Source organism: Alloyangia pacifica, assembly GCF_003111685.1.
In the GTDB taxonomy this organism is placed as follows: Bacteria; Pseudomonadota; Alphaproteobacteria; order Rhodobacterales; family Rhodobacteraceae; genus Salipiger; species Salipiger pacificus_A.
Genome location: NZ_CP022190.1, coordinates 1,313,129 through 1,338,487, shown reverse-complemented (window position 1 = coordinate 1,338,487; position 25,359 = coordinate 1,313,129). Strand labels below are relative to the sequence as shown.

Annotated in this window: 28 protein-coding genes; 13 read left to right on the top strand and 15 right to left on the bottom strand. The window is 65.0% G+C overall.

Annotated features, from left to right (window positions below; translation table 11 throughout):
* Positions 1-88: 88 nt before the first annotated feature.
* The 3 genes from CEW88_RS19130 (at position 89) to CEW88_RS19120 (ending at position 2,869) form a co-directional block, all read left to right on the top strand.
* Complete coding sequence (locus CEW88_RS19130) at positions 89-997, top strand: DMT family transporter (protein ID WP_159099681.1); 909 nt, start codon at positions 89-91, stop codon at positions 995-997.
* The gene (locus tag CEW88_RS19125) at positions 990-2,471 is read left to right on the top strand and encodes a serine hydrolase domain-containing protein (RefSeq protein ID WP_108969773.1); all 1,482 of its coding nucleotides are present in this window, start codon (positions 990-992) and stop codon (positions 2,469-2,471) included. The genes CEW88_RS19130 and CEW88_RS19125 overlap by 8 nt, the downstream gene beginning before the upstream one ends.
* 215 nt (positions 2,472-2,686) lie before the next feature.
* Positions 2,687-2,869, top strand: coding sequence for a hypothetical protein (locus CEW88_RS19120; protein ID WP_108969771.1), 183 nt, complete (start codon positions 2,687-2,689; stop codon positions 2,867-2,869).
* 315 nt (positions 2,870-3,184) lie between these two features.
* Here the strand turns inward: CEW88_RS19120 and CEW88_RS19115 are convergent, their stop codons facing one another.
* Positions 3,185-3,901: an IclR family transcriptional regulator gene (locus CEW88_RS19115; protein ID WP_108969769.1), complete on the bottom strand. Its 717-nt coding sequence runs from the start codon at positions 3,899-3,901 to the stop codon at positions 3,185-3,187.
* 141 nt (positions 3,902-4,042) lie between these two features.
* On the opposite strand from CEW88_RS19115, the gene CEW88_RS19110 reads away from it, so the two are divergent.
* Both CEW88_RS19110 and CEW88_RS19105 read left to right on the top strand, forming a co-directional pair.
* A complete protein-coding gene (locus CEW88_RS19110; RefSeq protein WP_217626462.1) occupies positions 4,043-4,864 on the top strand; it encodes an antibiotic biosynthesis monooxygenase in 822 nt (273 codons plus the stop codon).
* 12 nt (positions 4,865-4,876) lie between these two features.
* Entirely contained in the window at positions 4,877-5,227 is a 351-nt protein-coding gene (locus CEW88_RS19105; protein ID WP_108969768.1) for an EthD domain-containing protein, read from the top strand.
* A 339-nt stretch (positions 5,228-5,566) separates the two neighbouring features.
* Here the strand turns inward: CEW88_RS19105 and CEW88_RS19100 are convergent, their stop codons facing one another.
* The 3 genes from CEW88_RS19100 to CEW88_RS19090 all read right to left on the bottom strand — a co-directional run bounded on the left by CEW88_RS19100 (position 5,567) and on the right by CEW88_RS19090 (position 8,298).
* Positions 5,567-6,700 (bottom strand): MFS transporter, encoded by a 1,134-nt coding sequence (locus CEW88_RS19100; RefSeq protein WP_108969766.1) that lies wholly within the window; start codon positions 6,698-6,700, stop codon positions 5,567-5,569.
* On the bottom strand, positions 6,697-7,221 hold the full coding sequence (locus CEW88_RS19095; protein WP_108969765.1) for a TetR/AcrR family transcriptional regulator: 525 nt from the start codon (positions 7,219-7,221) through the stop codon (positions 6,697-6,699). The genes CEW88_RS19100 and CEW88_RS19095 overlap by 4 nt, the downstream gene beginning before the upstream one ends.
* Positions 7,222-7,590: 369 nt before the next feature.
* On the bottom strand, positions 7,591-8,298 hold the full coding sequence (locus CEW88_RS19090) for a helix-turn-helix transcriptional regulator (RefSeq protein ID WP_108969763.1): 708 nt from the start codon (positions 8,296-8,298) through the stop codon (positions 7,591-7,593).
* Positions 8,299-8,379: 81 nt separating this feature from the next.
* Between CEW88_RS19090 and CEW88_RS19085 the strand changes: the two genes are divergently transcribed.
* The gene (locus tag CEW88_RS19085; protein WP_217626461.1) at positions 8,380-8,784 is read left to right on the top strand and encodes a VOC family protein; all 405 of its coding nucleotides are present in this window, start codon (positions 8,380-8,382) and stop codon (positions 8,782-8,784) included.
* A gap of 474 nt (positions 8,785-9,258) precedes the next feature.
* On the opposite strand, the gene CEW88_RS24600 is transcribed toward CEW88_RS19085, so the two are convergent.
* Positions 9,259-9,783, bottom strand: coding sequence for a helix-turn-helix domain-containing protein (locus CEW88_RS24600; protein WP_159099680.1), 525 nt, complete (start codon positions 9,781-9,783; stop codon positions 9,259-9,261).
* 568 nt (positions 9,784-10,351) lie between these two features.
* Between CEW88_RS24600 and CEW88_RS19075 the strand changes: the two genes are divergently transcribed.
* Entirely contained in the window at positions 10,352-11,551 is a 1,200-nt protein-coding gene (locus tag CEW88_RS19075; RefSeq protein WP_159099679.1) for an MFS transporter, read from the top strand.
* A 155-nt stretch (positions 11,552-11,706) separates the two neighbouring features.
* On the opposite strand, the gene CEW88_RS19070 is transcribed toward CEW88_RS19075, so the two are convergent.
* Positions 11,707-12,609, bottom strand: coding sequence for a LysR family transcriptional regulator (locus CEW88_RS19070; RefSeq protein WP_108969756.1), 903 nt, complete (start codon positions 12,607-12,609; stop codon positions 11,707-11,709).
* A 90-nt stretch (positions 12,610-12,699) separates the two neighbouring features.
* Between CEW88_RS19070 and CEW88_RS19065 the strand changes: the two genes are divergently transcribed.
* The 4 genes from CEW88_RS19065 to CEW88_RS19050 all read left to right on the top strand — a co-directional run bounded on the left by CEW88_RS19065 (position 12,700) and on the right by CEW88_RS19050 (position 15,766).
* Positions 12,700-13,776 (top strand): NAD-dependent epimerase/dehydratase family protein, encoded by a 1,077-nt coding sequence (locus tag CEW88_RS19065; protein WP_108969754.1) that lies wholly within the window; start codon positions 12,700-12,702, stop codon positions 13,774-13,776.
* Entirely contained in the window at positions 13,776-14,009 is a 234-nt protein-coding gene (locus tag CEW88_RS19060; RefSeq protein ID WP_108969752.1) for a hypothetical protein, read from the top strand. Before CEW88_RS19065 ends, CEW88_RS19060 begins: the two co-directional genes overlap by 1 nt.
* A 181-nt stretch (positions 14,010-14,190) precedes the next feature.
* Complete coding sequence (locus CEW88_RS19055) at positions 14,191-14,526, top strand: helix-turn-helix domain-containing protein (protein WP_108969751.1); 336 nt, start codon at positions 14,191-14,193, stop codon at positions 14,524-14,526.
* A complete protein-coding gene (locus CEW88_RS19050) occupies positions 14,519-15,766 on the top strand; it encodes a type II toxin-antitoxin system HipA family toxin (protein ID WP_108969749.1) in 1,248 nt (415 codons plus the stop codon). Before CEW88_RS19055 ends, CEW88_RS19050 begins: the two co-directional genes overlap by 8 nt.
* 593 nt (positions 15,767-16,359) lie before the next feature.
* On the opposite strand, the gene CEW88_RS19040 is transcribed toward CEW88_RS19050, so the two are convergent.
* Genes CEW88_RS19040 through CEW88_RS19000 form a run of 9 tightly spaced genes read right to left on the bottom strand, consistent with a single transcriptional unit; the run spans position 16,360 to position 23,467 of the window.
* Complete coding sequence (locus tag CEW88_RS19040; RefSeq protein ID WP_108969745.1) at positions 16,360-16,833, bottom strand: MaoC family dehydratase; 474 nt, start codon at positions 16,831-16,833, stop codon at positions 16,360-16,362.
* Positions 16,830-17,678, bottom strand: a complete 849-nt coding sequence (locus tag CEW88_RS19035; RefSeq protein ID WP_108969744.1) for an HpcH/HpaI aldolase/citrate lyase family protein — start codon at positions 17,676-17,678, stop codon at positions 16,830-16,832. The genes CEW88_RS19040 and CEW88_RS19035 overlap by 4 nt, the downstream gene beginning before the upstream one ends.
* Complete coding sequence (locus CEW88_RS19030; RefSeq protein WP_108969742.1) at positions 17,678-18,142, bottom strand: MaoC family dehydratase; 465 nt, start codon at positions 18,140-18,142, stop codon at positions 17,678-17,680. The genes CEW88_RS19035 and CEW88_RS19030 overlap by 1 nt, the downstream gene beginning before the upstream one ends.
* A 1-nt stretch (position 18,143) precedes the next feature.
* Complete coding sequence (locus CEW88_RS19025) at positions 18,144-19,355, bottom strand: CaiB/BaiF CoA transferase family protein (RefSeq protein WP_159099678.1); 1,212 nt, start codon at positions 19,353-19,355, stop codon at positions 18,144-18,146.
* 56 nt (positions 19,356-19,411) lie between these two features.
* Entirely contained in the window at positions 19,412-20,446 is a 1,035-nt protein-coding gene (locus CEW88_RS19020) for a TRAP transporter substrate-binding protein (protein ID WP_108969738.1), read from the bottom strand.
* A gap of 48 nt (positions 20,447-20,494) precedes the next feature.
* The gene (locus CEW88_RS19015; protein WP_108969736.1) at positions 20,495-20,890 is read right to left on the bottom strand and encodes a cupin domain-containing protein; all 396 of its coding nucleotides are present in this window, start codon (positions 20,888-20,890) and stop codon (positions 20,495-20,497) included.
* Between the two features lie 32 nt (positions 20,891-20,922).
* Positions 20,923-22,209, bottom strand: coding sequence for a TRAP transporter large permease (locus CEW88_RS19010; protein ID WP_108969734.1), 1,287 nt, complete (start codon positions 22,207-22,209; stop codon positions 20,923-20,925).
* Positions 22,206-22,715 (bottom strand): TRAP transporter small permease, encoded by a 510-nt coding sequence (locus tag CEW88_RS19005; protein ID WP_108969732.1) that lies wholly within the window; start codon positions 22,713-22,715, stop codon positions 22,206-22,208. Before CEW88_RS19005 ends, CEW88_RS19010 begins: the two co-directional genes overlap by 4 nt.
* On the bottom strand, positions 22,712-23,467 hold the full coding sequence (locus tag CEW88_RS19000) for an IclR family transcriptional regulator (RefSeq protein ID WP_159099677.1): 756 nt from the start codon (positions 23,465-23,467) through the stop codon (positions 22,712-22,714). Before CEW88_RS19000 ends, CEW88_RS19005 begins: the two co-directional genes overlap by 4 nt.
* A 648-nt stretch (positions 23,468-24,115) precedes the next feature.
* Here CEW88_RS19000 and CEW88_RS18990 point away from each other — a divergent pair.
* On the top strand, positions 24,116-24,742 hold the full coding sequence (locus CEW88_RS18990; RefSeq protein WP_108969726.1) for a hypothetical protein: 627 nt from the start codon (positions 24,116-24,118) through the stop codon (positions 24,740-24,742).
* A 130-nt stretch (positions 24,743-24,872) separates the two neighbouring features.
* Positions 24,873-25,112, top strand: coding sequence for a hypothetical protein (locus CEW88_RS24595; protein WP_159099676.1), 240 nt, complete (start codon positions 24,873-24,875; stop codon positions 25,110-25,112).
* The last annotated feature ends 247 nt before the right edge of the window (positions 25,113-25,359 follow it).

Sequence of the window (25,359 nt, the reverse complement as noted above, 5' to 3'; positions counted from 1 at the left end):
ATATTTTGGAGTGGGAGCCTTTTTGGATGCTGGACGCATGTTTTATTGGATGCAATCTGCTTCTCCCGCCCCAACCCACGTTCCGCTCATGAGTATCGCCGAGGATGTTGCACAGCGGCTCCGCCTGCGGATCGCGGCGCTGCCCACCAACCTGCAGGGCGCGGTCTGGGTGGTCATGGCCGGGCTGGTTCTGACGGTGATGACCGCGCTCATCAAGACCGTCGGATCGACCATTCCGGTTGTGCAAATCCTCTTCATCCGGCAGATCGTGATGACCGGGGCGATGCTGCCGCGCATCCTGCGCGATCCGCGCGACGCCTTCCACACCGCCAGCCCGAGGCTGCATCTGGCGCGGGTCGGGCTGTCGTCGGTGGCGATGACCGCTGGCTTCACCGCCATGGTCCACCTGCCGCTGGCCGACGCCGTGGCGATCAGTTTCTCGCGCTCCTTCTTCGTGGCGATCTTCGCTATTCTGATCCTGCATGAGATCGTCTGGGCGCACCGGTGGGTTGGCATCATCGCGGGGTTTGTGGGGGTGGTGATCATCACCGATCCGCGCGGCGCGCAGGTCGATGGATACACCTTGCTGGCCCTTCTCTCGGCGGCGGCCGTGGCGATGATCATGGTGATCGTCCGCAAGCTGGCGCAGAGCGAGAAACTGGGTACGGTGATCACCTATCAGGCGGTGGGCGTCGGTACGATCCTCGCGGTTCCGGCGGCGATGTCATGGGTGACGCCCACCCCCGAGCAATGGCTGCTGCTGCTCTGCATCGGCGCGCTGTCGACCGTGGGGCAGAGCCTCAACTTCCTGGCGTTCCGTGTCGGCGAGGCGACGGCGCTGGCGCCCTTCGACTACCTGAGGCTGGTCTATTCGGCGCTGATAGGCGCGGTTTTCTTCCTCGAGGCGCCGACGCTCACCACGATTGGCGGTGCGCTGCTGATCATTGCCGGCACGCTCTGGGGGTTCTGGGCAGAAAGGCGTCCGCACCATGGCTGAGGCAGACTGGGTCGCGGCGCAGTCGGCGGCAGAAGCGGAACTCGCGGGCTGGGATGGCGAAGGGCCGGGCGCGGTGGTGCTGGGTGTCGAGCGGGGCGGGCTGCATCCGCTTGCCGCCCGCGGCCGGGCCGTGCCCGGCGGCGCGGCGCTTGACGCGGGCAGCGTGTTCCGCTGGGCATCCGTCACCAAGCATGTGCTTGCGGCCTGCGTGCTCGACAGCGGCGCGTTGCCGCTCGAGATGCCGCTTGGCGCGGCGCTGCCGGAGCTTGCGCCGGCCCCTGCCGCCGTCACCGTGGCGCAGGCGCTTGCCATGCAGGGCGGCGTGCCCGACACGCGCGAAAGCCTGACGCTGCTCGGCTTTGGCGCGCTCGATCGCACCGAAGCGGCGGCACTGCTGGACTGGTCGGCCCGGATCGACCGGCTGAACGCCGCGCCGGGCACCGAGGTCGCCTATTCGAACGGCGGTTACCGGCTGCTCGAGGCGGCTCTTGAGCGGCGCGGGGTGGTCTTTGCCGAATGGGTCGCGGCTCGGGCTGGAAGGCTTGGCCTTGGCATGCGCGCCTCCGAGCACTGGAGCGACCCGGTTCCCGGCTTGGTGCTGGGTCATGTCGCGAGCGAAACCGCCTGGAGCCATGGCGCGCAGGGTATGCATCTGTCGGCGGCGGGCTCGCTTTCAGGGTCGGCGGCGGATCTGGCGCTCTGGCTCGCCGATCTCATGCCGCGCCCGGAGTTCGCGCGGATGGCCCGGTCGCTGCCGCTGGCCTCGGGGCAGGCCACGGGGTACGGGCTTGGTCTGCGGCTCTTGCAGATCGCGGGCGAGGCGGTGCCCGGGCACGGCGGGGCGCAGCCGGGCTATCGCGCCGGGTTCCTCTGTGCGCCGGATGAGGCGCGGGCGCTGGTCGTGCTGAGCAACCGCGACGACGGCGATGCCACCGGCATCGCTGCGCGGGTCTGGGCGAGGATGCGGGGCGGGCGGCTGCACCGAGAGGCGGCGGGTAACTGGGCGCCGCCGGGGCTCTACGCCGCCCCGAGCGGCGATCTATGGGCCGAGGTGCGGCCCGGCGCGATCTCTGTGCGCGACGCCGAAGAGGCGCTGTTCGCCGCGCCCGATGGCGGGGTCGAAAGCGCCGCGCCGCAGTCCATGATGCGGCTGCGCTGCACGGATGGCGCAATCGTCGGTGAGATGTTCCACAGGCCGGTGCGGCTTTTGCCGGTGTCTGCCGGGAGCGGCGCGGCGGATGCGCCCGGGCTGGATGGGCATTGGGTCAGCGACGGCGCGCTTTTTGAAATTTGCGGGGATCGTCTGCGCTGGGGCGTGGGGCCGCGCGCGACCGAGGTAGTGCTGACGCCGCTCGGCAACGGGCGCTGGCTGTTTCCCGCCATGGGCCGCCGCATCTGCCTGACGCGCTTCTCGCCGGACCGGTTCCGTCTGTCGCTGGCGCGCTCACGAGTCGTCGAATACCAAAGGCTTTGACCTTCGCTGCGACCATCTTTGCATTGACTCAGTCGTGGTTCTTGGTAAGTTATTGCATTTTTTCGAAAATTATATTGACCCTCGGGTGTCAATCGGCAACTGGAAGCAAAAAAGCGGTCGAGGCCCATCAGGGCCCTGACCTTCATGCAGTGGCATGATCAACAGGCAAGTTTGGCAGCGCTGCAAACCTGCCTGGGAAATGGGGATGACCTCAGATGGTCTGCCGCAAGGCGGCGCATAACCTCGGCAACGGTCTTGGTACCGTGGTGGGCGGCGCGGTGATCCGGGCGGGGTATGACTACGCCGCGGTGCTGCTGGCCAGCGCGGTCGCCTTCGCCATTCCCTTCGTCCTCGTGCTCCTTCAGAGACGCCGCGGGGTGGAGGCTGTTCGCGCCTGACTAAGGCGTCCGCGAGACGAGACGGTCGAGGCTCCGCTGTGGAGAGGAGGGTGTCGACCTCCTAATCGAGAGCGCGGCTCAGATTTTATAACCAATAGATGACGAGAGCCGCGAGCGCGATGGCGGAGAGCCGTCCTCCGACCGCGATCAGAGCTCGGAGATGCCACGAACGGCAACTTTGGCTGGCCGTACTGCAGCAAGGTGAACCAGAGCTGAACGGCAGCTCTGGGCCGTCAGCGCCCGCGGGCCTGGCGCGCCAAGGCGACGGGCCTGCCGCGCCGCCGCAGGTCTGCTTCGAGCCCTTTGCGACATGTGTCAGCCCCGACATGGAGCGGACACGTCTGACGCAAGCTCCCGCATGATCTGCGCCATTTCGTCCAGCCGGGTGGCAGTCAGTCGGCTGCTCGGTCCGGCGAGGCCAAAGCCTGCGCGGACTTCGCCATCGTCGCGCCAGGGGACGGCAACGCAATTTAGGCCGGGGCACCAGTTCTCTTGATCAAGAGCATGGCCGCGTTCAGCTATCGCGTCGATTTCGGCCGAGATCCCCGGACCGATGCGGGGCGCGTGGACGTCGAACATCCGGCGGCGCAGGGCCGGAAGAAACGCCAGGAAGAGAAGACCGATGGCTGAGCCTGCCATCGGCTGGCGCTCTCCGCACTGGCTAGAGGCGCGCAACGTGCGCGGGCTCTCGATCGCGTCAAGAAAATATACTTCGTCACCGGAAGGGACGGCGAGGAATACAGTTTCACTGGTTCGGGTAGCCATCTCCTCCAGAGCGGGGCGCAGCCGGCGGCGCAGGGCATCGTCATCGCCTACCACCCGGGCAAGGTTCAGGATGCGATCGCCGAGATGATAGCGCATGTCGCCGGGGCGACGTCGGATGTAGCCCGCATTTTGGAGGGTTCTCAGGATATTGTGTGCGGTCGTCGTTTTCAGGCCTGCCCCTTCGGCGATCTCTCCAAGAGAGGCAGCACCGCCTGCATGGGCGATCGTTTCGAGCATCTCGAGGGCGCGGGTGACGGACTGGATCATTGGGAAATTTCCACATCGCTGAAGTTTCAGAAAAAATTAGCCGAAACATTCATTTAGTCCAGATTTCAAGGGAACGGACGGTCTCGGGGACGTGTTGGCCGAGTGACTGCCGCAGCGCAGCATCCCAAGGCGGAGATGACCATGACACGCACGATGATCGCAAGGGCAACGCCCAAGGTGGGCCAGACCGACAGGCTGGCAGCACTGGTGGAAACACTGGCCGAGGAGGTGCGCCGTGAAGCGGGCAACATTCGCTTCGAGGCCTTCAGCGAAGGCAACGGTGCAGTGGTGATGCTCGAGGAATACCGCGACGACGCGGCCTTCGAGGCGCACCTTTCCCAACCCCATACCCAAGAGTTCAACGCAGCGCTCGAGGAGGTTGCCACAGGAGGTGCTTCGAGTGTGACCGACCTTGCCTGCTTTGCCGGCGCACAGGTCTCGGCCCCGGGCATTCGGGCCGTGGACCATGCGGGCCTTACGGTGCCGGACATTGAGGCCGCGACCCGTTTTCTGTCCGACGCATTCGGGGCGGTTACGCTTTACGACGTGTTGCCAAAGGAAGGGCCCGACATGGAAGGCGAAGGGCCAGAGGCGGAACTTGGTCTGTCGCCAGGCACACGGATCACACACATGCGCCTCGTGCGGATTGGCAACGGGCCGTGCCTCGAGCTTTTCCGAATGGAGGACGGGACACAGTCCGATCCTGCGCGCCTTCAGGATCTCGGGCTCACTCATCTCGGCCTCTACGTCGACGATATCGATGCGGCATGCGCTGCTTTTACGGCCGCCGGCGGCACGTTGTTGAAGGGCCCGCATCCGCTTGCCAACAACGAGGACAACGAGGGCAATGCGGGCATTTACGGCCGCGCCCCCTGGGGCACGCTGTTCGAGCTGCTGACCTATCCCGGCGGCATCGACCTGCCCACGGATTCCCCGGCTCCCCGCTGGACCCCCCATCCCTGAAGGATCAAGACCATGATCAAGATGACAATGCTTCTGAAGCGCAATCCGGATATCGATCACGCGGCCTTCGTGCGGCACCATCGCGAAACGCACGGGCCGCTGTTCCGTTCAATCCCGGAGGCGAAGACCCATGTGCTTCGCTATATCCAGACCCACCCGACCGAAGGCGAATTTCCTGTCGCGCAATCCGACTTCGATGGCACCGCCGAGATCTGGTTCGACAGCCCCGAGGGGATGAAAGCCGTGCTTGAGTCAGAAACCTATGAGCAGAAGGTTCTCCCCGACGAGAAAACATTCCTCGACCATGAGAACACCCTCATCCTCGTGGGTGAGCAAACTGAGATCATCGAGGAGAAGGCATAGCCTGAGCATTGGGGCACGTCGTGGGGAGTGGGCTTGGAAAAGCGCCTGCTCCGTCCGCCTTTCTCACGCGTGTCTGCTCAGGGACAGCGTAATCTGAGCAGTCGAGCGAACGGCAGCTTTGTCCGCCCTGCCGACCTTCATCCTCCGATGATGCTGCGCGATGGACGAATGGCCGGTCTAGTGAAGCTGCACCGCGGCGATCGGCAAGGGACTGAACGGCAGGTCAGGGCCGTCAGCGCCCGCGGGCCTGGCGCGCCAAGGCGACGGGCCTGCCGCGCCGCCGCAGGTCTGCTTCGAGCCCTTCCACGTCGTCTGAAGAAAGTGCCGCTCGCGCCCGGGCTACACAATTGCGCCACCGACCGCCGACCCTGACCGGAAGGCCCCGGCGATCAGCGCGACGGCGGCGAAACCTATGACGGCAGACGCGACGCCCGGCCCCGCCAAGAGAAGTCCGAAGAGAGGAGCGCCGACGGTCTGGCCCACGGCAATGGTCAGGAAGCCGACCATGAGGCCGGTTGCAGGCCGGTCCGGTAGGGCGTGAGTGCCCCAGATGAGGTAGACCCCCGTGAGCATCACGTAGGCCGCACCGAAAACGGCTCCTCCGACGAGCGTGGGGATCGGGCCGAGGCCGAAGCCGACCGACAGGATGCTGGCTGCCATCAGGCTGAGGAAGGCCCAGTGGACGCGATCGAGACCGAGCCAGCCAACGAGCGTGCCGGCCCAGGCTCCGGCCAGTCCCCCGGTGCCCATGCAGCTCCAGAGAAGGCCGGTTCCGGTCGCCCCCCAGCCCATCTGCTCCGCGACGAGTTGGCCCCCGAAGGACCATAGCGCGGTGCTCGCGGCCCCCATCAGGAAGGAGGCGGAGATCAGCCGCAGGACCGGTCCCGTCATCGGGGGAAGGCCACCTGCACGACCGCTGCCCGAGGCGGCAGGAAGCGAGATCGCGGACGCGACGGCCAGCACCAGCGCGACGGCGGCGAAAGCCCCGAAGACCAATCTCCATTGTCCCGCGAGGCCAAGCGCGATTGGCCCAGACAGCGCCACGCCCGCGCTCACACCCGCATTGATCACCGTGTTCGTCAGGTCTTGCCGGCTCTTGCCGACTGCATCGGCGACCGCGGCAGCCATGGGCGGGGAAGCGAGGCCCGTGCTCGATCCGGCAACCACAACTGCGATGGCCAGAATCAGCTTCGATGGCGCGAGCGCGATGCCCGCCATCCCGATCGCCGCGACGAGGGCGGCGCCTGTCGCGACGGCGCGCGCGCCGAGACGTTCGGTCAGGAAGGCCGAGGCGACGATGGCGACACAATAGCCGGCGAAGGAGCCGCCCGAAATGACACCGCCGAGGGAGGGGCCGAGGCCCAGTTCTCCGTCGATCTGCGGCAGGAACAGGCCGAAGGCGAAGCGGGCAAAGCCGTAGCAGACCGCGATGACGGCGAAGCCCGTCGCGCCGATGCGAAGGGCCGGGCTCATGCGCGCGCCCTTTCAAGCAGGACGGCCGCCGCCGCCCGAGCCGCTGAGACGGCATCCGCTCCGCGATAGACAGCCGCGTGGGTCGCGCCCTCGAAGAGAACCAGAACCTGCTCTGCAAGTGCCGGGTCCTCGCGTCCGAGGTCCATTGCGACGACCTCACCGACCCGCTCATGGAACGCGTCCTTGTGCAGCGCAACCGCCTCGGCGATCTCCGGCGTATCGCCACCCGTTTCCGCGCGCGAGCGAAGGAACAGGCAGCCCCGGCAGCCCTCCACCCGAACCCAGTCCTCAAGAGCTGCGAACAGGGCGTCGATGGTCCGCACGTCGATCCGGGCCATGAAACGCCGTTCACGCTCGGTCAGCACGCGCGCCATGAGGGCGGCCTTGCTGCCAGCGTGCTTGTAGAGCGTGCGGCTCGACATCCCCGCAGCCTCCGTCAGCCGGTCGATGCCGGTGGCCATGTAGCCGTGCCGATCGAAGAGCCGCTCGGCGGCGGCGGTGAGTTTTCTGGTCATGTCCATGGGAACCTCCTCTGGCGTCCTTGGATATGAATGTAAAACGTTCGTTTTACATTGCAAGTCGGCATGACCAGATGTCCGCTTTGTCCCCCCTGCCGACCTTCATCCTCCGATGATGCTGCGCGATGGACGAATGGCCGGTCTAGTGAAGCTGCACCGCGGCGATCGGCAAGGGACTGAACGGCAGGTCAGGGCCGCGAGCGCCATATGCCCCGTCCTGGAGGCTTGCCCAGACTGCTGCACCGCCGCATGGCTACTTCGAGCCCAAACGGCTCGGGGCCGTTCCGAAGGTTGCTGCGGGTGCATTCGTCCGGCTCAGACGAAAACCGCCCCTCGATATTGAGTTGGTACCGCGGATGCCCCCATCACGACCTACACTTTGTGGTCCCCAGCACCGATCGTCTTTCCTTGTTCCGCGCGCCATAGCCGCATCATATCCGTCCTCCGTTTCGGCGGCCTTCGTTCGAGAACCTCGATGTGGGACATCCGCTCCAGGCGGAAATGGCGAAGGGCATCCCGTTCCTCGCACCAGGCAATCAACAGGCAGCGGGTCGCGTCGTAGCCGAGCAGGATCGGCCAGACGTTGCGCTGGCTGACGACCCCATCGAGAGCACGGTAGCGGAACGTCATCACGCGCCATCGACGTATGGCGTCCCGAATGGACGTGGTATCGAGCACAGTCCCCGGCGCGGCCGCAATCGGCGCCACACCCAATGCGGGCTGTTCCAACACCGTACGACTGGACTCCGGCAGGGACAGCCGGATCTTCGACAAGGCGTCCAGTGCAAGACGGGCCAACGCCTGATCGGGGTGGCGGCTGACCCATTGCGCTCCCAGGGCAAGCGCTTCGGTCTCGGCCGGGGTAAGGGCCAGAGGCCGCATTTCGTAGTCGTCGTCCAGCGTGTAGCCGAAACCGGCTGTGCCTTGGATCGGGACCCTGCGACTGATGAGGTCGGTGATATCCCGGTAGACCGTCCGACGTGACACTTCGAGCTCTTCCGCGATGGCAGCGGCCGTCACGGGGCGCGGCGTGCGGCGCAGGATCTGGATGATCTGAAAAAGTCGGTCGGTGCTACGCATCCGGTTTCCTGTTGCCACAATGCTGTCAGCAGGACCTCTCTAGAAGGGCAGCCAACCGGTCAAGTGCCGGCAAGAAAGGAAATGACGATGAAACTTGCTTCTGTCCGCCTCATCGCGCGGGATGTCCGGGGTCTGGTGGCCTTCTATGAAACCGTCACGGGCGCCAAGGCCGACTGGCTGGCCCCCGTCTTCGCGGAGATCGTGACGCCCGGCGCATCGCTGGCCATCGGTTCGGAAGAGACCGTGGCGCTCTTTCAGGAAGGCAGTGCCGAGGCCGCGGGGAACCGTACTTCCATCATCGAGCTTCAGGTGGCAGATATCGAGGCTGACTTCGAGCGTCTGAAGGGGCTGGATGTCGTCCATGAACCAAAGCTCTTGCCCTGGGGCAATCGCACGTTCCAACTGCGGGACCCGGAGGGAAATCTGGTGAGCCTCTACATGCCGGAAACCGAGGCCGCCAAGGCGCGGTTCGGCTCACGGTCCTGAGCCCAAGGCGACCACTTCCGAGCGGGATATTTTGGTGGACCCCATTTCCCGGACAAGTTTGCGGCGCTGCTAAGCTTGCCTGGTGATCATGCTGCCGCCTGCGATTGCTGAGCCGCGCACGGATGTCCGCTTTCTTGGTTTTGCTGCGGGTGCCTCGCCGCATCGCCATCGGGCCGCTTCCTGCGCATTGCCGACGCTCGACCTAGAGCAGGCTGCGGTCGCAGCGAACGGCAGGAAGGTCCGCCCTGCCGACCTTCATCCTCCGATGATGCTGCGCGATGGACGAATGGCCGGTCTAGTGAAGCTGCACCGCGGCGATCGGCAAGGGACTGAACGGCAGGTCAGGGCCGGGAGCGACGCCGCATCTTGCTGTGGCGGCCCGGCCGGGCCGCTGCGCTGCCGCAAGTCCGGTTCGGGCCCAAATTGCTTAATGCTGCAGCGCAGGCTTGCGTGGCTTGCGTGGCAGAAGCCGTTTCACCGGACCGCGTTCGGGGTGTAGCCGAACACAGCCCGAAACCGGCGGATCATGTGGGTCTGTGATGAGAAGCCGCACAGCACCGCGACATCACGGGCCTTCTCTCCATCGGCGAGCAGATCACGGGCGCGCTCCACGCGTTGGCGCAAGACCCATTCGTAGGGCGATGTCCCATAGCTGACGGTGAAGGCGCGCGAGAACTGGCGGGGACTCAGGCCGCTGACTTCGGCAAGATCGCGGACGGTGATCCGGTCGGCGAGAGATGTCTCGGCGGTGTCCTCGACGGCACGCCTTTGCGCGCCCGTCAGGCCGCCGTTGGGGGCCCTGAAATCGCTGGTCACATTTTCGATCGCGAGCGAGCGCGCCAGCAAGGTCATCAGGGCATGATCCAGAACGCTGTTCTGGTCGGGGTCCGCCCAATCCAGCACGAGAAGAAACCGCTGGCAAAGCTCTCGCAAGGCGGGATCGCATCCGAACAGGACCCGCGCGGGCGTAGTCGAGGTGCTGCCGGATGCGAAGCTCATGTGGCGGTCCCTGAAATAGACGTGCAGCCACCTGAGGTAGCCCTCGTTGTTCCAGGCGAAGCAGTCGCCGGCGGGCAGGGTGCATATAGCTCCGGGAGAGCCCGCAGAATTCGGGCGGACCGCGGTGCTGGAGACCTCGCGGACCTGGCTGCCGCCTCGCAGATACAGGCTGAACGTATGGTGGTCTGCCGCGCGATAATGGACCTCACCCCTGCGCTGCTCCCAGACGGCCAATCCTATGCCTGAGGCCGTGACACCGGAGCGGAGCAGGCTTGCCCGAGGCCGGAGCGCCCGGGCCACGTCAAAATCGTATATCCCCGGGACCATGGCATTCCACTCCGAACATTATGGCAGGATCGTATCAGATGCGGCCTGATCAGGCGAGATGTGGCCTCCTCGGTTTGGCAGAACCCGTCTCGAGACTTTCCAAATCGGAGATCACAGATATGCCGCTCAACCTTTCACCTCTCCTCGCAAAAAGAGGGCCCGCAGTTGCCTTCGTTACCCTGCCGTTCACCGCAGGCGAAGACGTCGCAAGCATCGCTCGCAACTTCCCGGATGCGGCGCGATGATGGTGGTGAAGGGGTATTCCGCTTGGTCTGCACGGCAGATCAGTATTCTCTGTCTTCTCTGGGCGACCGGGCTGTTTCTACGAATCCCGGTGCTCGCGGTTTCGCCGCTCGCGGGTCGGATCGCAGAAGATCTGAAGCTGTCGACCACCGGCACGGGCGCCCTGACCATCGTTCCGGTTGTGGTTCTCGCTTTGGCTGCGCCGCTTGCCGTATGGGCCATAGCGCGGATCGGTCCTGCCCGGACGATTGCAGTCGGCCTCCTCCTCAGTGCCGTGCTGTCGGCCTCTCGCGGATGGACCTCGTCAGCGGTACTACTGTTTGCGGCCACCATTGGCATGGGAATCGGAATTGCGATGTTTCAGACAGCCCTGCCGAGCGCCGTGCGGGGCTGGCTTCCTGCACAGGCGGCCATGGGAAGCGCGGTTTATCTGAACGGGATGATGGTCGGTGAGCTTCTAGGGGCCGGGGCGACATTGCCAGTCGTGGTGCCTCTGGCCGGGCAGGACTGGCGCATGGCCTTGGCGCTCTGGGCAATACCGGCCGCGGTGATCGCGCTGCTCATCCTGCTTACCGGGGAGAAGGCCAAGCCCGGCGGTCCTACTCCAGTTGCGCCAGACTGGCCGGACGGCCGGACATGGGAGCTTGGTCTCTGGCTGGCCGGGTCGATTGCCGTGTTCTTTAGTATCAACGCCTACATGGACGTGACCCTTTCTGCGCGGGGGGACGCCGCGTGGCTCGGAGTCCTGATCGTTGCCTATAACGCCACGGCGTTGCTGGCGTCCCTAGCCATGCTCTGGTGGAAGGCGGCGTGGATCGGTCGCCGCCGCCCGGTCGTCATGACTGGCATCGTCGCTGCTGCCGGCATGATCGGTTTCGGCTTCGTGCCCGGCCCGGTCGGCTATCTCTGCGCCCTCGTCGCTGGCTTTGCCGCATCACTGCAACTCATTCTGATTATGTCGCTGCCGCCCGTCGTGACCGCGGAGTCGAATGTCGCGCGCCTGACCGGCGGGATCACCTTTGTGGGCTACCTCGTCGCATTCGCATTGCCGCTCCTGGGGGGCTTGCTCTCGGATGCCGTTGGCGGTGTCGCCATGGTGTTCTTACCTACGGCCGTTTTCATTCTCACTCTCACCGGGGTCAGTCGCAAATGTGGCGGATACGCGGAGTGCGCTTCTGACGTAGGAGGCAAGGTGTAGGGCCGTAGCACCAAGCCGTCCTGTCGGCAGCAGTGTAGAGAATGTGCGGCCATCCGTACGGCAGCTTTGTCCGGATTGTGTTAAAAAACTCCTAAGTGAACCTGTGACCCGCGCGGCCAATCTGTCACACGCCAGCCTCAGCCTCAGCCTCAGCCTCAGCCACGGCCAAAATCCACGAATGCGGCGGCAAGATGGTCTCTCAGCGCGCGCACGCGCGGGGTGTCTCTCAAGTCCTCATGCAGGACGATCCACGTCTCTAGGGCCGCGACCTGGAGGTCCGGAAGGACGCGGACGAGATCGTCGTATCTCCGGGCCAACGGGACCTGCGCCACGGCGATGCCGAGGCCGGCGCGGGCAGCGGCAAGGTGCGCGGGATGGCTATCGGTTCTGAGAACGAAGCGCTCTGGCGGCAACTCGGGAAAGATCTGCGAGGCGAAGAGAAGATCCCTCCGAGACCGATCAGGGCCGATCAGGTCGTGAGTGGAAAACTCCGCGATCGTGGCCGGCACACCACGGGCTTCGAGATAGCGACGGTGCGCGTAGAAACCCAGTGGGATCGTCGCGACCTTGCGTGCGACCAGCGCCTTCTGTTTGGGCGGCGTCATGCGAATGGCAACGTCGACCTCCTGTTCCAGAAGGTTTGCGCTGGTGTTCGACAGAATGAGTTCGACGCGAAGCTCCGGATGCACTGCGCGGAGCGACGCCAGCATCGAAGGCATCACCTCCATGCCGACGACCTCAGACACGCTCAGACGCACAACGCCGGCTATCGCATCTGAAGGGGCTGAGGCGGCACGCACCAGTGCATCCGAGGCGCGCTGCATCGCCCGGACATGCATGGCGAGCGCGAGCGCCTGTTTCGTCGGGACCATCCCGTTGACCGCGCGCGTGAAAAGCGCGCTGCCCAGGGCCTTCTCCAGGCAGGCAATGCGGGCGCGAACCGTCGGTTGCGACAGGCCGAGCCTGCGTGCCGCCTCCGACAGGCTACCACCATCGATGACGGCGAGAAATGCGCGCTGGTCGTCCCAGCCAACATCAGGGCGCTCTGATATGCTCATAGATTTCTTGTAAGCAGTCTGGATGTTTCTGACAATTCCTTGTGACCTCTCGACGCGCCATCTTGGCAGGATCAACCCAAGGAGAGCGCCATGACCGAACTATCACGTAGCTCACGGACCGCACTGGTTCTCGGTGCGACCGGAGGCGTCGGCGGGGCCATCGCCCGCGCGCTGGCCGATCACGGCTGGTCCGTCCGCGCCATGGTGCGCGACCCGGCGAGAGCCAGTGTAGGCTGGCCCGCCGCACGCCTGACACCGGACTTCGTCTCGGGCGACGCCATGGTCCGCGAAGACGTCATCCGCGCGGCGAGGCAGGGCAGACCGGCAGAGATCATCGTCCATGCAGTCAACCCGCCGGGCTACCGCGATTGGGATAAGCTCGTCCTGCCGATGATCGACAACACGATCGCCGCCGCCCGCGCGGTAGACGGCGCGCGCGTCGTCCTGCCGGGCACGGTTTACAATTACGACCCGGCCGTAACTCCGGCGATCTCAGCAGCGACGCCTCAGACGGCGAAAACCCGCAAGGGACGCATCCGCGTCGCACTGGAGCAACGCCTTGCGGATGCCGCGCCGGACGTCCCTAGCCTGATCCTACGGGCCGGTGACTTCTTAGGCCCGGGTGCCCGGTCGAGCTGGGTCTCGCAGGCGATGCTGACCGCCGGCGCGCCGGTTCGGAAAATCACTACCATGGCCAAGGGCGTGCCGCATGCCTACGCATATCTGCCCGATCTCGCCGAAGCCTTCGCGCAACTGCTTGATAGCCCGGACCGCCTGTTGCCGCACGAATGCCTCCAGTTTGAGGGGCTGTGGGACGCGGATGGCCGGACGCTGGTTGAGACGATCCGGGGTGTCGTCGGGCGCTCTGTTCCAGAGAGGTCGTTCCCCTGGTGGCTCATGCGTCTGGCTGCGCCGTTCGGCGGCTTTCCAAGGGAGGCCATCGAGATCGAGCCGGTCTGGCGGCATCCCATGCGCCTCGACAACACTCGGCTTGTCGAACTGCTCGGCGCGGAACCACGGACACCGCTCTCTCTCGCCATCGAGCAGTCTCTGGCCGACATCGGCTGCCTTCCCGATGCAACAGCGGCACCCAGCCACACCTGCGCATTGTACCTTTCAAGCAAATCGCATCACTTGAAGGCAGACCCTCGATCAAGGACGCCTTGATGACCTTGCGCAGGTACCTTCTCGCCCAGACGCTTTGCGGTGCCGCCTTGATCCGCCGCGCTTTTGCCGCCGAGCCCATGCTGCTCGACGCGGGCGTGCGCTCCGATCCGGTCCCGCGCTGGCTGCCGCGCTCCATTCCCCTGCGCTCGATCGTCGTGGCCGTGCTTTGTACAGTTGCCTTCACCCTACCGCTTTCGTTGGTCCTGCCGATGTCGGGAGTGCTGGCTCGCTAGCCACTGGGGCATTGCTCCACACAGTTTACATTTTGACCTCTAGTGTAAACTCTGTGAAACACTAACAGGCTGCTCAGGGCGCACATCTAAGTCGATCGGCGACACGGCAAATCACAAATCCTCTTCAAAAATGCTATCTTCGTGCTACATATTTCCCCATTATGTAGTGCGAAGACGACAAATGCCGACACCTCACAATCCTCCGGCCGCAGTGCGGCGCGCGCTGCGCAAGCTCGGCGCGGACATCCAGGACGCCCGGCGGCGTCGGCGGTTGCCGATGGCAGTCGTGGCGGAGCGAGCCTTCACGTCGAGGTCGACACTCCAGAAGATCGAGGCCGGAGACACCAGTGTCAGCATCGGCATCTATGCCAGCGTCCTCCAGGCGCTTGGGCTGCTGGATGGGCTAAGCCAGGTGGCGGATATCGCCAACGACAGCGTCGGCCAGGCGCTGGCTAGCGCCGACTTGCCGAAGAGTGTCCACCTCAAGCGGCCAGCGGGACCGTCGCGCGATGGTTGACTTCGAAGTTCACGTCGATCTGAATGGCCGCCTTCACCCTGTCGGACTGGCGCACAGCAACCGTGTCCGCGGTGGTGAGACCATCCTGTTCGAATACGATCCTGCCTGGCTCAAGGATGCGGAGCGGTTCTCGCTTGAGCCTGCTCTCCCCACTACGCGTGGCGCCTTTGCTCCACCGGCAGGGCTGTCGACCTTTGGCTCGATTGGCGACTCCGCGCCCGACACCTGGGGACGCCGCCTCATGCAGCGCGCGGAACGACGCAGCGCCGGACGGGATCGCCGTGCGGTGCGCACGTTGACCGAAAGCGATTATCTCCTGGGTGTCGCTGACGAGACCCGGCTTGGCGCGCTGCGATTTCGGCGGGTGGGCGAGGAACCGTTCCTGGCACCGATCCGCGCGGGGGTTCCCGCCCTGATCGAGCTCGGACGCCTCCTGCAGGTCACCGAACGGATCCTGCGGGATGAGGAGACCGACGAGGACCTCCAGCTCATCTTTGCGCCTGGCTCATCGCTCGGCGGCGCGCGTCCGAAGGCCTCGGTCGTCGATCAGCATGGTCATCTCTCCATTGCCAAGTTTCCGAAGGAAACCGATGAATACTGCATGGAGACATGGGAGGAGGTCGCTCTGCGACTGGCTGGCCAGGCTGGTATCGTCACGCCGCACCACGAACTCATCGATGTGGCGGGCAAGAAGGTCATGCTGTCGCGGCGGTTCGATCGCGAGGGCACCGTGCGGATCCCGTTCCTGTCAGCGATGGCGATGATGGGCGCCAAGGATGGCGAGCGCGGGAGCTATCCCGAGATCGTCGACGCTCTGGCTGAGCATGGCGCACAGGGCAAGACCGATGCCCAGGCCCTGTATCGCCGTGTCGTTTTCAGCGTGCTGATCTCCAATGTCGACGATCATCTGCGCAACCACGGCTTCCTCTGGCGTGGCAAGGCGGGATGGTCGCTGTCGCCGGCCTACGATCTCAATCCGGTGCCGACCGACATCAAGGCGAGGGTGTTGACCACCAATATCGATCTCGACGAGGGCACCTGTTCGCTCGACCTGCTGGAAGAGGCTTCAGAATACTTCGCCCTGACGCTCGCGCAAGCGCGCGCAATCATCAAGGAGGTGGCCACGGTCACCGCCACCTGGCGCGAGGCCGCGAGGTCGGTCGGTGCGCGTTCGGTTGAGATCAACCGCATGGCCAGCGCCTTCGAGCATGAAGATCTGCAGCGCGCACTGGCGCTATGACGCGACCATGCCTCCGCGGGTTTGACACGCCATCGGTCAGGGTGCAGCCTCTTGAGGGCGGGCGCCATTTGATTGTGCTCAGGATGAGCTCCAGAAAGGGAAGCCCATGATTGGTCCGTTGATCTGCATAGCTGGTATGGTGATCAGCGTCGTGGGGTCAGTCCATTGCTGGCTGGTCTACCGGGAGTCTGCGCGGAGTGTCCGCGTCGACCCTGAGAGGGTCCGGCGCTTTGTGGAGAGCGCGCCGCTGCACCGCCTTGAGGAGCTGAAGGCGAAGCGCCCGGTGTGTCAGTGCTGCGGTTCGCCGCTCGAGGCGCGCGGGGCGTAAATTCAGGCTGCTGGGATGGCCTGTATATTTTACGTAAAAACCTTTACCGTAAACTTGACGCAAGGTCCGTCGGATCCCGATGCCCATGGCTCCGGGATAAATGTGTCTAGGAAAAGGGGGACATGCGCTCGCAAGCTGATTTGTCCGACAGGGCCATCAAGTCATACACAAGGAATAAGCTAGGACCAGGCCAGTTGGCACAATTGCAAACCGGCCTGGTCGTTCACCTCGGAAGGCATTGGGCCCCGCCGCAGCAGTTCGAGTTTCAGCTCTCGGGGCGGCCCAGCATTAGGCGCAGCGGCTCATAGACCATGACCGACTCGCCGCGCTGGTTGCGCACGGTGTTGCGGGTCTTCACCAGCCCCCGGTCGCCCTTGCTTTCCTGCCGAACCTCCAGCACTTCGATTTCCACCGTGATCGTGTCGCCCTCGACCACCGGCCCCTTGATGCTCATGGTTGTCCCAAGGAAGGCCAGCCCCGTCTCCTGCGCGGTGGCATTGAGCGAGAGCCCCTCGGCCAGTGCGAAGACCAGCGCGCCGGGCGAGGGGTTGCCCTTGATGGCGGCCTCGGTGCGGCGGTACTCGGCGTTGGTGAAGAGCACCTCGATCATCCCCGCCAAGTTGACGAAGGCCGAGATGTCGGACGGTGTAACGGTGCGGCCGTAGGTCCGGTAGCGGTCACCTACCGTGAGATCCTGCCAGTAGAAGCCCCGTCCAAGAAGCACAGGTTCGTTATTCATGCCGGAATCCCCGCTCTCTGAAGAATAAGTCGTGACCGCTTCAGGTGCGGCATGTCGATCATCTTGCCATCAATGGCGACAACGCCCGCCGCCGGGTCCGCCGCGAAGGCCTCGACGATGCGACGCGCGATGCTGACCTGCTCGTCGGAGGGCTGGAAGCAGCGGTTGATCACTGGCACCTGCGCCGGATGGATCGCGAGCTTGCCGGTGAAGCCATCGCGCACTGCCGCCAGACACTCGGCCTCGAGCCCGTCGAGGTCGCGGGTATCGGTCCAGACCGCGTCGACCGGCTGCACCTCGGCCGCCATCGCGCCAACGATAGTAAGGTTGCGGGCCATGGCGTAGGGGCCGGTGAGCGCACCGGCGTCGTCGCGCGCGCTGGCGCTGCCCAATGCGGCAGAGAGATCCTCGGCGCCCCATGTTAGCCCCGCGAGATCCGGTGCGAGGCCGGAATAGCTGCCGAGCCCGAAGATCGCCTGCGCCGTCTCGGTCGCGATGGCGAGCACCGGCGGGCAGGGCTTGCCGCGCGCGTCGCAGGCGGCCCGCAGGGCGCGGACGCAGGCGCCGCTCTCGGCCTTGGGCAGGACCAGACCGTCGGCACCGCCCACGAGGGCCGTATCGAGGTCCTCAGCGATCTCGGGCGAGGCAAGGGGGTTTACCCGGATCCAGAGGCGGCTCCTGCCACGATACTCCGCAAGGGCCGCGAGGACACAGGCGCGCGCGGCTTGCTTCTCGGTGGGGGCGACGGAATCCTCGAGATCGAGGATCAGCACGTCGGCCCCGACGCCACGCGCCTTGGCGATCATGGCGGGCCGGTTGCCCGGAACGAAGAGCCAAGACCGCATCAAATAGCTTCCCGGTAGCTATCCGACATCACTAGTGCCGCGCGGCGGCACCGCGCCACAAGCGTGCCATCCTGATTGTATGCCCGGTGTTCAAAGGCGACGATGCCCTGTCCGGGCCGGGACCGCGAGGGGCGCGCCGAGACCACCTCAGTTTCGACCCGCAGCGTGTCGCCGTGAAACACAGGCGCGGGGAAGGCGACGTCGCTCATACCAAGATTGCCGAGCGTAGTGCCGAGCGTGGTCTCGTGGACCGAAATGCCGATCATGATGCCCAGCGTCAGCAACGAGTTCACCAGCGGCTGTCCCCACTCGGTCGCGGCTGAGAAATGCCGGTCGATATGCAGCGGCTGCGGGTTCATGGTCTGCACCGAGAAGCTGACGTTGTCGGACTCGGTCACCGTGCGGGTGATCGCGTGTCGGATGACCTCGCCCTCGCGGAATTCTTCGAGCCAGCGTCCGGCCATGTCAGACGTCCTCCGTCTGGTAGTGCGTTCCGCGCCCGAGGACACCACGGTCCTCTAGCTCGCGGATCGCTTCGGCGCCGTAGCCAAGCTCGGCAAGCAGCGCCGGACCATCCTCGCCCAGCTCGGGAGCGCGGCGGTCGGGCTCGGAGGGCGAGGCGCGAAAGCGCACCGGCTGCGGTACCGAGCGCACCCGGCTCTCGAGATCGTCGGTCGGCTCGAAGAAGCCCACCGCCTGCAGGTGCGGGTCGTTCAGCAGGTCGTCGAGCCCGCTGACCCGCGAATGCGGCACGTCGAGCCGCTCGAAGGTGGCGATCCAGTCCCCGGTCGAGCGCTTCGGCATCTCCTGCCCGAGCACCTCATACATCTCCCCCACATGGCGCGAGCGGTCGGTGGCGTCGTCGAACCACGGCTGCGTCACCACGTCGGCGCGGCCGAGCTCCTCGAAGGTCTTGCGCCAGTGGCGCTCGGTATAGGGCAGCACGGCGATCCAGCCGTCGCTGGTCGGGAAGGGCCGGCGATGACGGTTCAGCAGCCGCTGGTAGCCCGCGGGCGCGGCCTCGTCGAAGCTGGCGGCGGCCATGTGCTCGGTCATCACGAACGAGGTCATGACCTCGAACATCGGCACCTCGATCTCGCAGCCCGTGCCGGTCCGCTCGCGCCCGACGAGGGCGGCCGAGATGGCGTTGGCGGCGTAGAGCGCCGCGATCTTGTCGGCGATCACGCCGGGCACGTAGGACGGATCGTTGCCGGTGTAGGTCGGCAGCTTGGCGATGCCTGAGGCGGCCTGGATCACGTCGTCATAGGCGGGGCGCGCCGCGTAGGGGCCATCGCTTCCGAAGCCGATGGCCGAGCAGTAGACCAGCTTGGGGTTGCGGGCCCGAAGCGCCGCCGGGCCGAAGCCAAGACGCTCGACCGCCTGCAGGCGCATGTTGTGCAGGAAGACGTCGGCGCCATCGACCAGCTTCAGCAGGATGGCGCGGCCTTCCTCGGTCTTCAGATCCAGCGCGATGCTCTTCTTGTTCCGGTTGTTGTTGGCGAACATCGAGCTTGCGCCCGCCTTCGAGCGCGGATCGACGTAGCGCGCCAGATCCCCGTTCGGCGCCTCGACCTTGACGACCTCCGCACCGAAATCGCCCAGCATCTGGCCGGCCATGGGGCCGAGCACGATCGTCGTCAGCTCGACGACCCGGACACCCTTCAAAAGATCAAGCACGCGCCTCTCCTTTTCGTTGCGGGGCGGCCGGACAGGCGGCCGCCCCTGGTCTCGGTTCAGATGCCGCTCTCGCGGAGCGCTTGGACCTCGGCGCGGAAGTCGGAGAGGATCTCGGTCCCCTTCTTGCCGCGCTTGTCGAGGGCGGCGGCCCAGTCATCGGCGACGCTGGCGAAATCCGCGGTGAGCGTCGCGGTCTCTTCGTCATTCAGCATGATGACGGTGGCGCCCTCATCGGCCAGCTTGGCGGTCAGCTCGACCTCGGCCGCGTCGAAGGCCTTGCAGGCGCTCGCGGTCACTTCGTGGCCGATGCGGGTCATGGCTTCCTGGATGTCGGCGGGCAGGCTGTCCCACTTGCGCTGCGAGATCGCGTAGGTGATCCCCACCGAGCCGAAGTTGGCGTTGGCGGTCGCCGAGCCCACGATCTGGTCGAGCCCGTAGGAGAAGGTCGAGGTGAAGGGCAGCAGCGCGCCGTCCACGGTGCCCTTGGTCATCGCGTCGAAGATCTCGGGCGGGGTCATGCGCACCGGGGTCGCGCCCGCGGATTGCAACGACAGCTCCATGGCGCCGGGGTTCGAGCGCATCTTCATGCCCTTGAAGTCCTCGAGCGAGGTCACGTCCGCGCGCTTCGAGAAGATCGCCTGGTAGGGCGAGAGCGCCACGTTGTAGAGCACCCGCACGCCGTTGGGCTGGAACTCGAGCTGGTCGAGCTTGCCGCCCGGCTGGATCAGCTTCTCGAAGGCCAGCGAGCCCTCGCAGGACGACGAGATCTCGCCCGGCAGCTCGACCACGCCGCCGAGCGGCATCTTCTCGGAGACGTAGGACGGCACGATGTAGCCGATGTCGGCGATACCGGCCTGGGTGATCGACAGGATGTCCTTGGCCTTGGCGAGCTGCTGGGCCGGGTAGTGCTCGATGGCGATGCGGTCGCCGAGCTCTTCCTTGAGGCGCGCGGTGAACACGTCGGTGGTGTTCTTGGTGATGATGTGATCGGCCGGCAGGCTGTCAGCGATCTTGATCGTCACTTCCTGTGCGGCGACGGGGGCCGCAGCGACTGCGGCGCAGACCGCCAGGATACTGATGGTGGGTTTCATGGTCGTTCTCCTCCGATGGACCAAAGACGTGTCAGGGGGTGCGGGTGCTCAGCACTCGACGCGGGCGCCTTCGCCGTAGGGCGGGCCGTAGCAGATCAGGACGCGGACCGGCGTGTCGCCGATGGCGGTGAAGGTGTGGGGCATGTCGGCGGGGAAGAAGACGCTCTCCTCCGGCCCGATCTCCTGGGTGAGGCCGCCGACCTCGACCCGGGCATGGCCCTCGAGCATCCAGCAGAACTGGTCGATGCCAGGGTGGAAGTGGGCGCTGGCGCCCTCGCCGGGCTCGATGCGGCCGATCAGCACTTCCATCTGGGTGGCGCCGGTCTCTGGCGACACCAGCCGGCGGTTCACCGTCCCGCTGTGGCCGCGCGGCTGGTAGGCCGCGGCCCTGGACTCGGTCATGAAATACATCTTGGGGTCGATGTCGGTCTTTGCGGTCGACATGGTGGCTCCTCCCTTGGATTATTGCGTCCGGATTATTGCGTCGTGCCGGGCAGCCACAGCACCAGCTGCGGGAACGCGACGAGCAACGCGAGAACGATGATGTGCGAGACGACATGCGGTGCGACACCGCGGAAGATCTCGGAGAGCGGCCGCTCGGCGTAGCGAGAGACCACGAAGATGTTCATGCCCAGCGGCGGGGTGATCATGCCGACCTCGGCCGCGACCACGACCAGCACGCCGAACCACACCGGGTCGAAGCCGAGGCTGGTGATCGCGGGCACCATCACCGGGACGGTGAGGATGAGGATCGCCATCTGGTCCATGAAACAGCCCATGATCAGGTAGAAGACGATGATCCCCGCCATCACCACGTAGGGCGACACGTCAAGCCCGGTGATCCAGTTGACGAAGCCCGGGGTGATCTGGCCCAGCGTCAGCACGTAGCCGAAGATGTGCGCGCCGATGATGATCATGAAGATCATGCAGGTCGCGCGGACCGCCCGCGCCAGCGCCCCCCAGGTCGTCTTCCAGGTGAGCGTTCGGAACGCCGCGGCGATGACGAAGGCTCCGAAGGCGCCGAGGCCGGCCGCCTCGGTGGGCGTCGCGATACCGAGGTAGATCGAGCCCGTGACACAGAGCAGCAGCAGCAGCATCGGCCCGATGTCCCGCAGGGCGCGGATCTTGTCGCGCATCGGCCAGGGCCGTGCCGCCGGCGCGATGGACGGGTCGCGGGCCATCAGCACGTAGATCGTCACGATGATCGCCAGCGTCACGATGATTCCGGGGATGACCCCTCCGATCAGCAGGGACGCGATGTTGACCTCGACGATGATGCCGTAGAGCACCAGCGCGATCGACGGCGGGATGAGCATGGCGAGCGTGCCCGAGACGGCCACGACACCAGACGCGAACTTCACCTCGTAACCCGCTCTGCGCATTGCGGGAATGGAGGTCGAGGACAGCGCAGCCGCGGCCGCGGTGGACGAGCCCGAGATGGCCCCGAAGCCTGCGCCCGCAAGCGCGGTGGCGACGGCGAGCCCGCCCGGAAGGCGGCCCACCCAGATGGTGATCGCCTTGAACATCCGGTCGGCAATGCCGCTGACGATGACGAACTCGGCCATCAGGATGAAGAGCGGCACGGCAATCAGTTCGAAGCCGTTGGTGGTCGACAGCGGCGTGGTCGAGAGCACCGAGAGCGCGCTCTCGAAGCCTACGATGGTCATCAGCCCGACAAGGCCGGTGAAGGCCAGCGCGAAGCCCACGGGAACGCCGATCAGCAGCAGGACAAGCAGTCCGATCACGACAAGCAGCGAGGTCATTGCGCGGCCTCCCCGGTCGCACGGCCAAAGGCCTTGTTGAGGGAAATCACGATGCGCGCGGCACAGACCAGCACCATCGCGGCGGAGCCGATGGGCACGAGCGCGTAGCTCGCCCATGCCGGCCACGGCACGATGCTCGCGATCACCTCGTTGTTGGCAAAGCTCTTGGCGGCGCGCTCCCAGGCGACCCAGGTCAGCAGGCCGAAGACCCAGAGCCCGATGGCGCTCGACACCACGTCGGTGAGCTCGCGCAGGCGGTGCGGCAGGTTGAGCGTAAGCAGGTCGACCGAGAGGTGCTCGGCGCGCCAGTAGGTCGGGCCGAAGCCGAAGAAGAAGACCGCGGGCGTGAGGTAGAGCACGACGAGGTCATGGGCAAAGAAGATCGGCGTCCCGGCGCCGTAGCGCAGCGCCACGTCGGCGACGATCAGCAGCGTCATGAAGGCCAGCGCAAAGACCGCAACCGCGGTGAAGGTGTGGTCGATGATCGCCATGTATTTCCGGATCATCGGCCGTCTCCGCTTTCGTGGATCTGGCTCTTGATGGCCGCGACGACCCGTGCGAGCGCCGCGCCGAGCTCGTCGTAGCGGCCCTGCATGCGGTAGTTCGGCCCCGCCACGGACAGCCCATATTTCTGGTCGGCAATGTCGAGCAGCACCCCCGCGCCCGAAACCTCGGGGGTGAATTCGGTGGCGTTCAGGAACCAGCCGCGCTCGCGCCCGGCGACGATGTTGTCGAAGAGCGCGTCGGGATCGGTGATCGAGGTCTCCGCCGCCTCGGAATAGTCGAGCCCCGCCAGTTCGCGCCGCAGCGCCGCGTCGTCGAACGCCGAGAGGATCGCCTTGCCCGAGGAGATCGCGTAGATCGGCCGGGTCTCGCCCGCTTTCGCCGAGTAGCGCACGCCTTTGCGGGACTCGAGCGCCTCGAGATAGATCGCGTGATCGCCCTCGCGGGCGGCGAGCAGGATGGTCTCTCCGGTCTCCTCGCGCAGCGCTTCCATGTGCTCGCGCACGAGCCCGAGCACCGGGTCGCCGTCGAGGATCGATAGGGTCAGATCATGCATGCGGCGGGTCGGGTAGAACCCGCCGCGTTTTCGGACCTCGAACAGGAACCCGCGCTCGCGCAGGGTCGAGACTAGGTTGCTGGTGCTCGACAGCGGTAGCTCCAGCGTTTCTGACAGTTGCGTGAGCGTGGCCGGCCTCTGCGATGCGGCAAAATACTCAAAAAACCGCAGGACGTTATCCGCCTGACGTACGGTCATCGATTTCCTCCCTCCATCGCGGATCATCTTCAAAGAACCGCGACTCAACTTCACAAATGCGAAGTATTCTCCATATACAGGAAGTATTGGGGCGACGTTTTGTTGTCAAGAGAAGAGCATTAAAGCTGGCGGGCTGCTGCGAGAGCTCCCGTGATGGCGGCCCGGACTTCCGCGATATCGCGGTGGTGACGTAGGCGCTGCCCAATGTTTGCTTCGCCACTTGATGGGGTGATCCTTTTGCGGAACGGTAGGGAGGCACCAGGGAAGATCTCTTGAGGGCTCATCCAAGATGACCTTCAGAAAAAGAAGCTCATGATTGGTCCGTTGATCTGCATAGCTGGCATGGTGATCAGCGTCGTGGGGTCAGCCCACTGCTGGCTGGTCTACCGGGACTCTGCGCGGAGTGCCGGCGTCGATCCTGAGCGGGTCCGGCGCTTTGTGGAAAGCGCGCCGCTACACCGCTTGGAGGAGCTAAAGGCGAAGCGCCCGGTGTGTGAATGCTGCGGTGCGCCGCTCCGGCTGCGAGAACAGTAACCGTCGGCCTTGCCTTTATGCGAATATTTATCGTAAAAACTTTTTCTTATAAATTGACGGATGAAGTGCCGGGTGGCATAAGGCTCCCAACGACACATCGCAAGGACAGCTTTCATGGCGACGAAAGGGGAAATGGTGCGGGCGCTTGCCCAGCGGTTCGACCTGAACCCCAACAAGGTCGACGCGATGGCGCGCGAAATGGGGCGTGCAGGTCTCCTCACGCCCGGAGGGCGGGGGCGGGCCGCAACTGATATGCAGGGTGCCGACGTCTTTCATCTAACGCTCCCTCTGGCCCTGGGGCTGGAGACCAAGGATGCGCCTGAGGCCGTGCGGGAACTCTCGCAGCTTCGGCTTGTGCGCGGGAACCTGTTTCTTGACGGCCATATCCAATGGGAAGCCAACTGCGATGCGGGAGGAGAGAGCAAGCTGCTCGATGTCCTGAACCGGCTGCCTGTCGCTGGCCTGCAGCTGCACCGTACCTTTGGCGCATTCTGCGGCCACTGGCTCGAGGAGTGGTTCGAGGATGCCGACGAAGGGTTCAACTCTGCCCCGGTCTCTGTCGAGGTCAGTTCAAACGGGCCGCATGCCGTTTTCTCGCACCGATCCGACCAGGGCAGTTTGAAGCTCTGGTTTGGGGATGCTGCCAGGGAGCTGAAAACACCGGAGTGGGAGCGGCGGACGATCCTGTCCGACAAGCTCTTCCGGCGGCTGTCGCAGCTCGCCCGCAGCGGCGCGTCCTGACCGAATCCCGGCGCCTTCCTGGCGCGGAGAGCCGAATGATTTGTCGAATTCGATTCGCGAAATCGGAGTGATTGCATGATGTGCGCCGCCGAATTGGCGTGCATTCTCAACTATCCACAGAGTTATCCCGATGAAAATGACCATTCAAAAAATTTCTGAGGCTCACAGCGCCCGTGTTTCGGGCGGTGCTGAAGAACTTTCGGTCATCTTTTCGCAAAATCTGCTGGATGATCTGAAAATCGGAGGCATGTGCCTTTCCGATCTTGAGGCCGGAATTTGCGAAAATTCGGTCCCCAAAACCCCGCACTCCCGGCGGGCTGGACATGGGGAACGTTCGTCTTCTATGGGCAATTCCCGAATATGCGGCTGATCTCCTGACACGGTTCTGATCTCTCAGTTCCAGTCAGGTTACAGGCGCTCATCGGAAGAAACTGTCCAAAGAGGCTCAAACACCCAAAACCAGATATAGGCGCTTGGCGCCCGAATGAACCGTGCGAAAGCCCGATCCCTGTGTTGCACCTGCCGATTAGCATGTTGCTGTCGCCAGGACAAGGACGGCTCTCCGCGCATTTCTAAGATCGTCATAGCCCGAGAATGTCAATTTCTCGGGGCGGGAG

Bases quoted from the DNA above. Each gene is read 5' to 3' on its own strand.
- CEW88_RS19125 (WP_108969773.1), top strand. From the start codon at position 990: ATGGCTGAGGCAGACTGGGTCGCGGCGCAGTCGGCGGCAGAAGCGGAA.
- CEW88_RS19020 (WP_108969738.1), bottom strand. From the start codon at position 20,446: ATGAAACCCACCATCAGTATCCTGGCGGTCTGCGCCGCAGTCGCTGCG.
- CEW88_RS19095 (WP_108969765.1), bottom strand. From the start codon at position 7,221: ATGGACATGACCAGAAAACTCACCGCCGCCGCCGAGCGGCTCTTCGAT.
- CEW88_RS19115 (WP_108969769.1), bottom strand. From the start codon at position 3,901: ATGATCCAGTCCGTCACCCGCGCCCTCGAGATGCTCGAAACGATCGCC.
- CEW88_RS19085 (WP_217626461.1), top strand. From the start codon at position 8,380: ATGACGATGAAACTTGCTTCTGTCCGCCTCATCGCGCGGGATGTCCGG.
- CEW88_RS19030 (WP_108969742.1), bottom strand. From the start codon at position 18,142: ATGGCCGGACGCTGGCTCGAAGAATTCCGCGAGGGCGAGGTCATCCGA.
- CEW88_RS19050 (WP_108969749.1), top strand. From the start codon at position 14,519: ATGGTTGACTTCGAAGTTCACGTCGATCTGAATGGCCGCCTTCACCCT.
- CEW88_RS19000 (WP_159099677.1), bottom strand. From the start codon at position 23,467: ATGACCGTACGTCAGGCGGATAACGTCCTGCGGTTTTTTGAGTATTTT.
- CEW88_RS19060 (WP_108969752.1), top strand. From the start codon at position 13,776: ATGACCTTGCGCAGGTACCTTCTCGCCCAGACGCTTTGCGGTGCCGCC.
- CEW88_RS19040 (WP_108969745.1), bottom strand. From the start codon at position 16,833: ATGAATAACGAACCTGTGCTTCTTGGACGGGGCTTCTACTGGCAGGAT.
- CEW88_RS19120 (WP_108969771.1), top strand. From the start codon at position 2,687: ATGGTCTGCCGCAAGGCGGCGCATAACCTCGGCAACGGTCTTGGTACC.
- CEW88_RS19035 (WP_108969744.1), bottom strand. From the start codon at position 17,678: ATGCGGTCTTGGCTCTTCGTTCCGGGCAACCGGCCCGCCATGATCGCC.
- CEW88_RS19070 (WP_108969756.1), bottom strand. From the start codon at position 12,609: ATGAGCATATCAGAGCGCCCTGATGTTGGCTGGGACGACCAGCGCGCA.
- CEW88_RS19105 (WP_108969768.1), top strand. From the start codon at position 4,877: ATGATCAAGATGACAATGCTTCTGAAGCGCAATCCGGATATCGATCAC.
- CEW88_RS19110 (WP_217626462.1), top strand. From the start codon at position 4,043: ATGACACGCACGATGATCGCAAGGGCAACGCCCAAGGTGGGCCAGACC.
- CEW88_RS19075 (WP_159099679.1), top strand. From the start codon at position 10,352: ATGATGGTGGTGAAGGGGTATTCCGCTTGGTCTGCACGGCAGATCAGT.
- CEW88_RS24600 (WP_159099680.1), bottom strand. From the start codon at position 9,783: ATGAGCTTCGCATCCGGCAGCACCTCGACTACGCCCGCGCGGGTCCTG.
- CEW88_RS19005 (WP_108969732.1), bottom strand. From the start codon at position 22,715: ATGATCCGGAAATACATGGCGATCATCGACCACACCTTCACCGCGGTT.
- CEW88_RS24595 (WP_159099676.1), top strand. From the start codon at position 24,873: ATGAAAATGACCATTCAAAAAATTTCTGAGGCTCACAGCGCCCGTGTT.
- CEW88_RS18990 (WP_108969726.1), top strand. From the start codon at position 24,116: ATGGCGACGAAAGGGGAAATGGTGCGGGCGCTTGCCCAGCGGTTCGAC.
- CEW88_RS19015 (WP_108969736.1), bottom strand. From the start codon at position 20,890: ATGTCGACCGCAAAGACCGACATCGACCCCAAGATGTATTTCATGACC.
- CEW88_RS19055 (WP_108969751.1), top strand. From the start codon at position 14,191: ATGCCGACACCTCACAATCCTCCGGCCGCAGTGCGGCGCGCGCTGCGC.
- CEW88_RS19130 (WP_159099681.1), top strand. From the start codon at position 89: ATGAGTATCGCCGAGGATGTTGCACAGCGGCTCCGCCTGCGGATCGCG.
- CEW88_RS19065 (WP_108969754.1), top strand. From the start codon at position 12,700: ATGACCGAACTATCACGTAGCTCACGGACCGCACTGGTTCTCGGTGCG.
- CEW88_RS19090 (WP_108969763.1), bottom strand. From the start codon at position 8,298: ATGCGTAGCACCGACCGACTTTTTCAGATCATCCAGATCCTGCGCCGC.
- CEW88_RS19010 (WP_108969734.1), bottom strand. From the start codon at position 22,209: ATGACCTCGCTGCTTGTCGTGATCGGACTGCTTGTCCTGCTGCTGATC.
- CEW88_RS19100 (WP_108969766.1), bottom strand. From the start codon at position 6,700: ATGAGCCCGGCCCTTCGCATCGGCGCGACGGGCTTCGCCGTCATCGCG.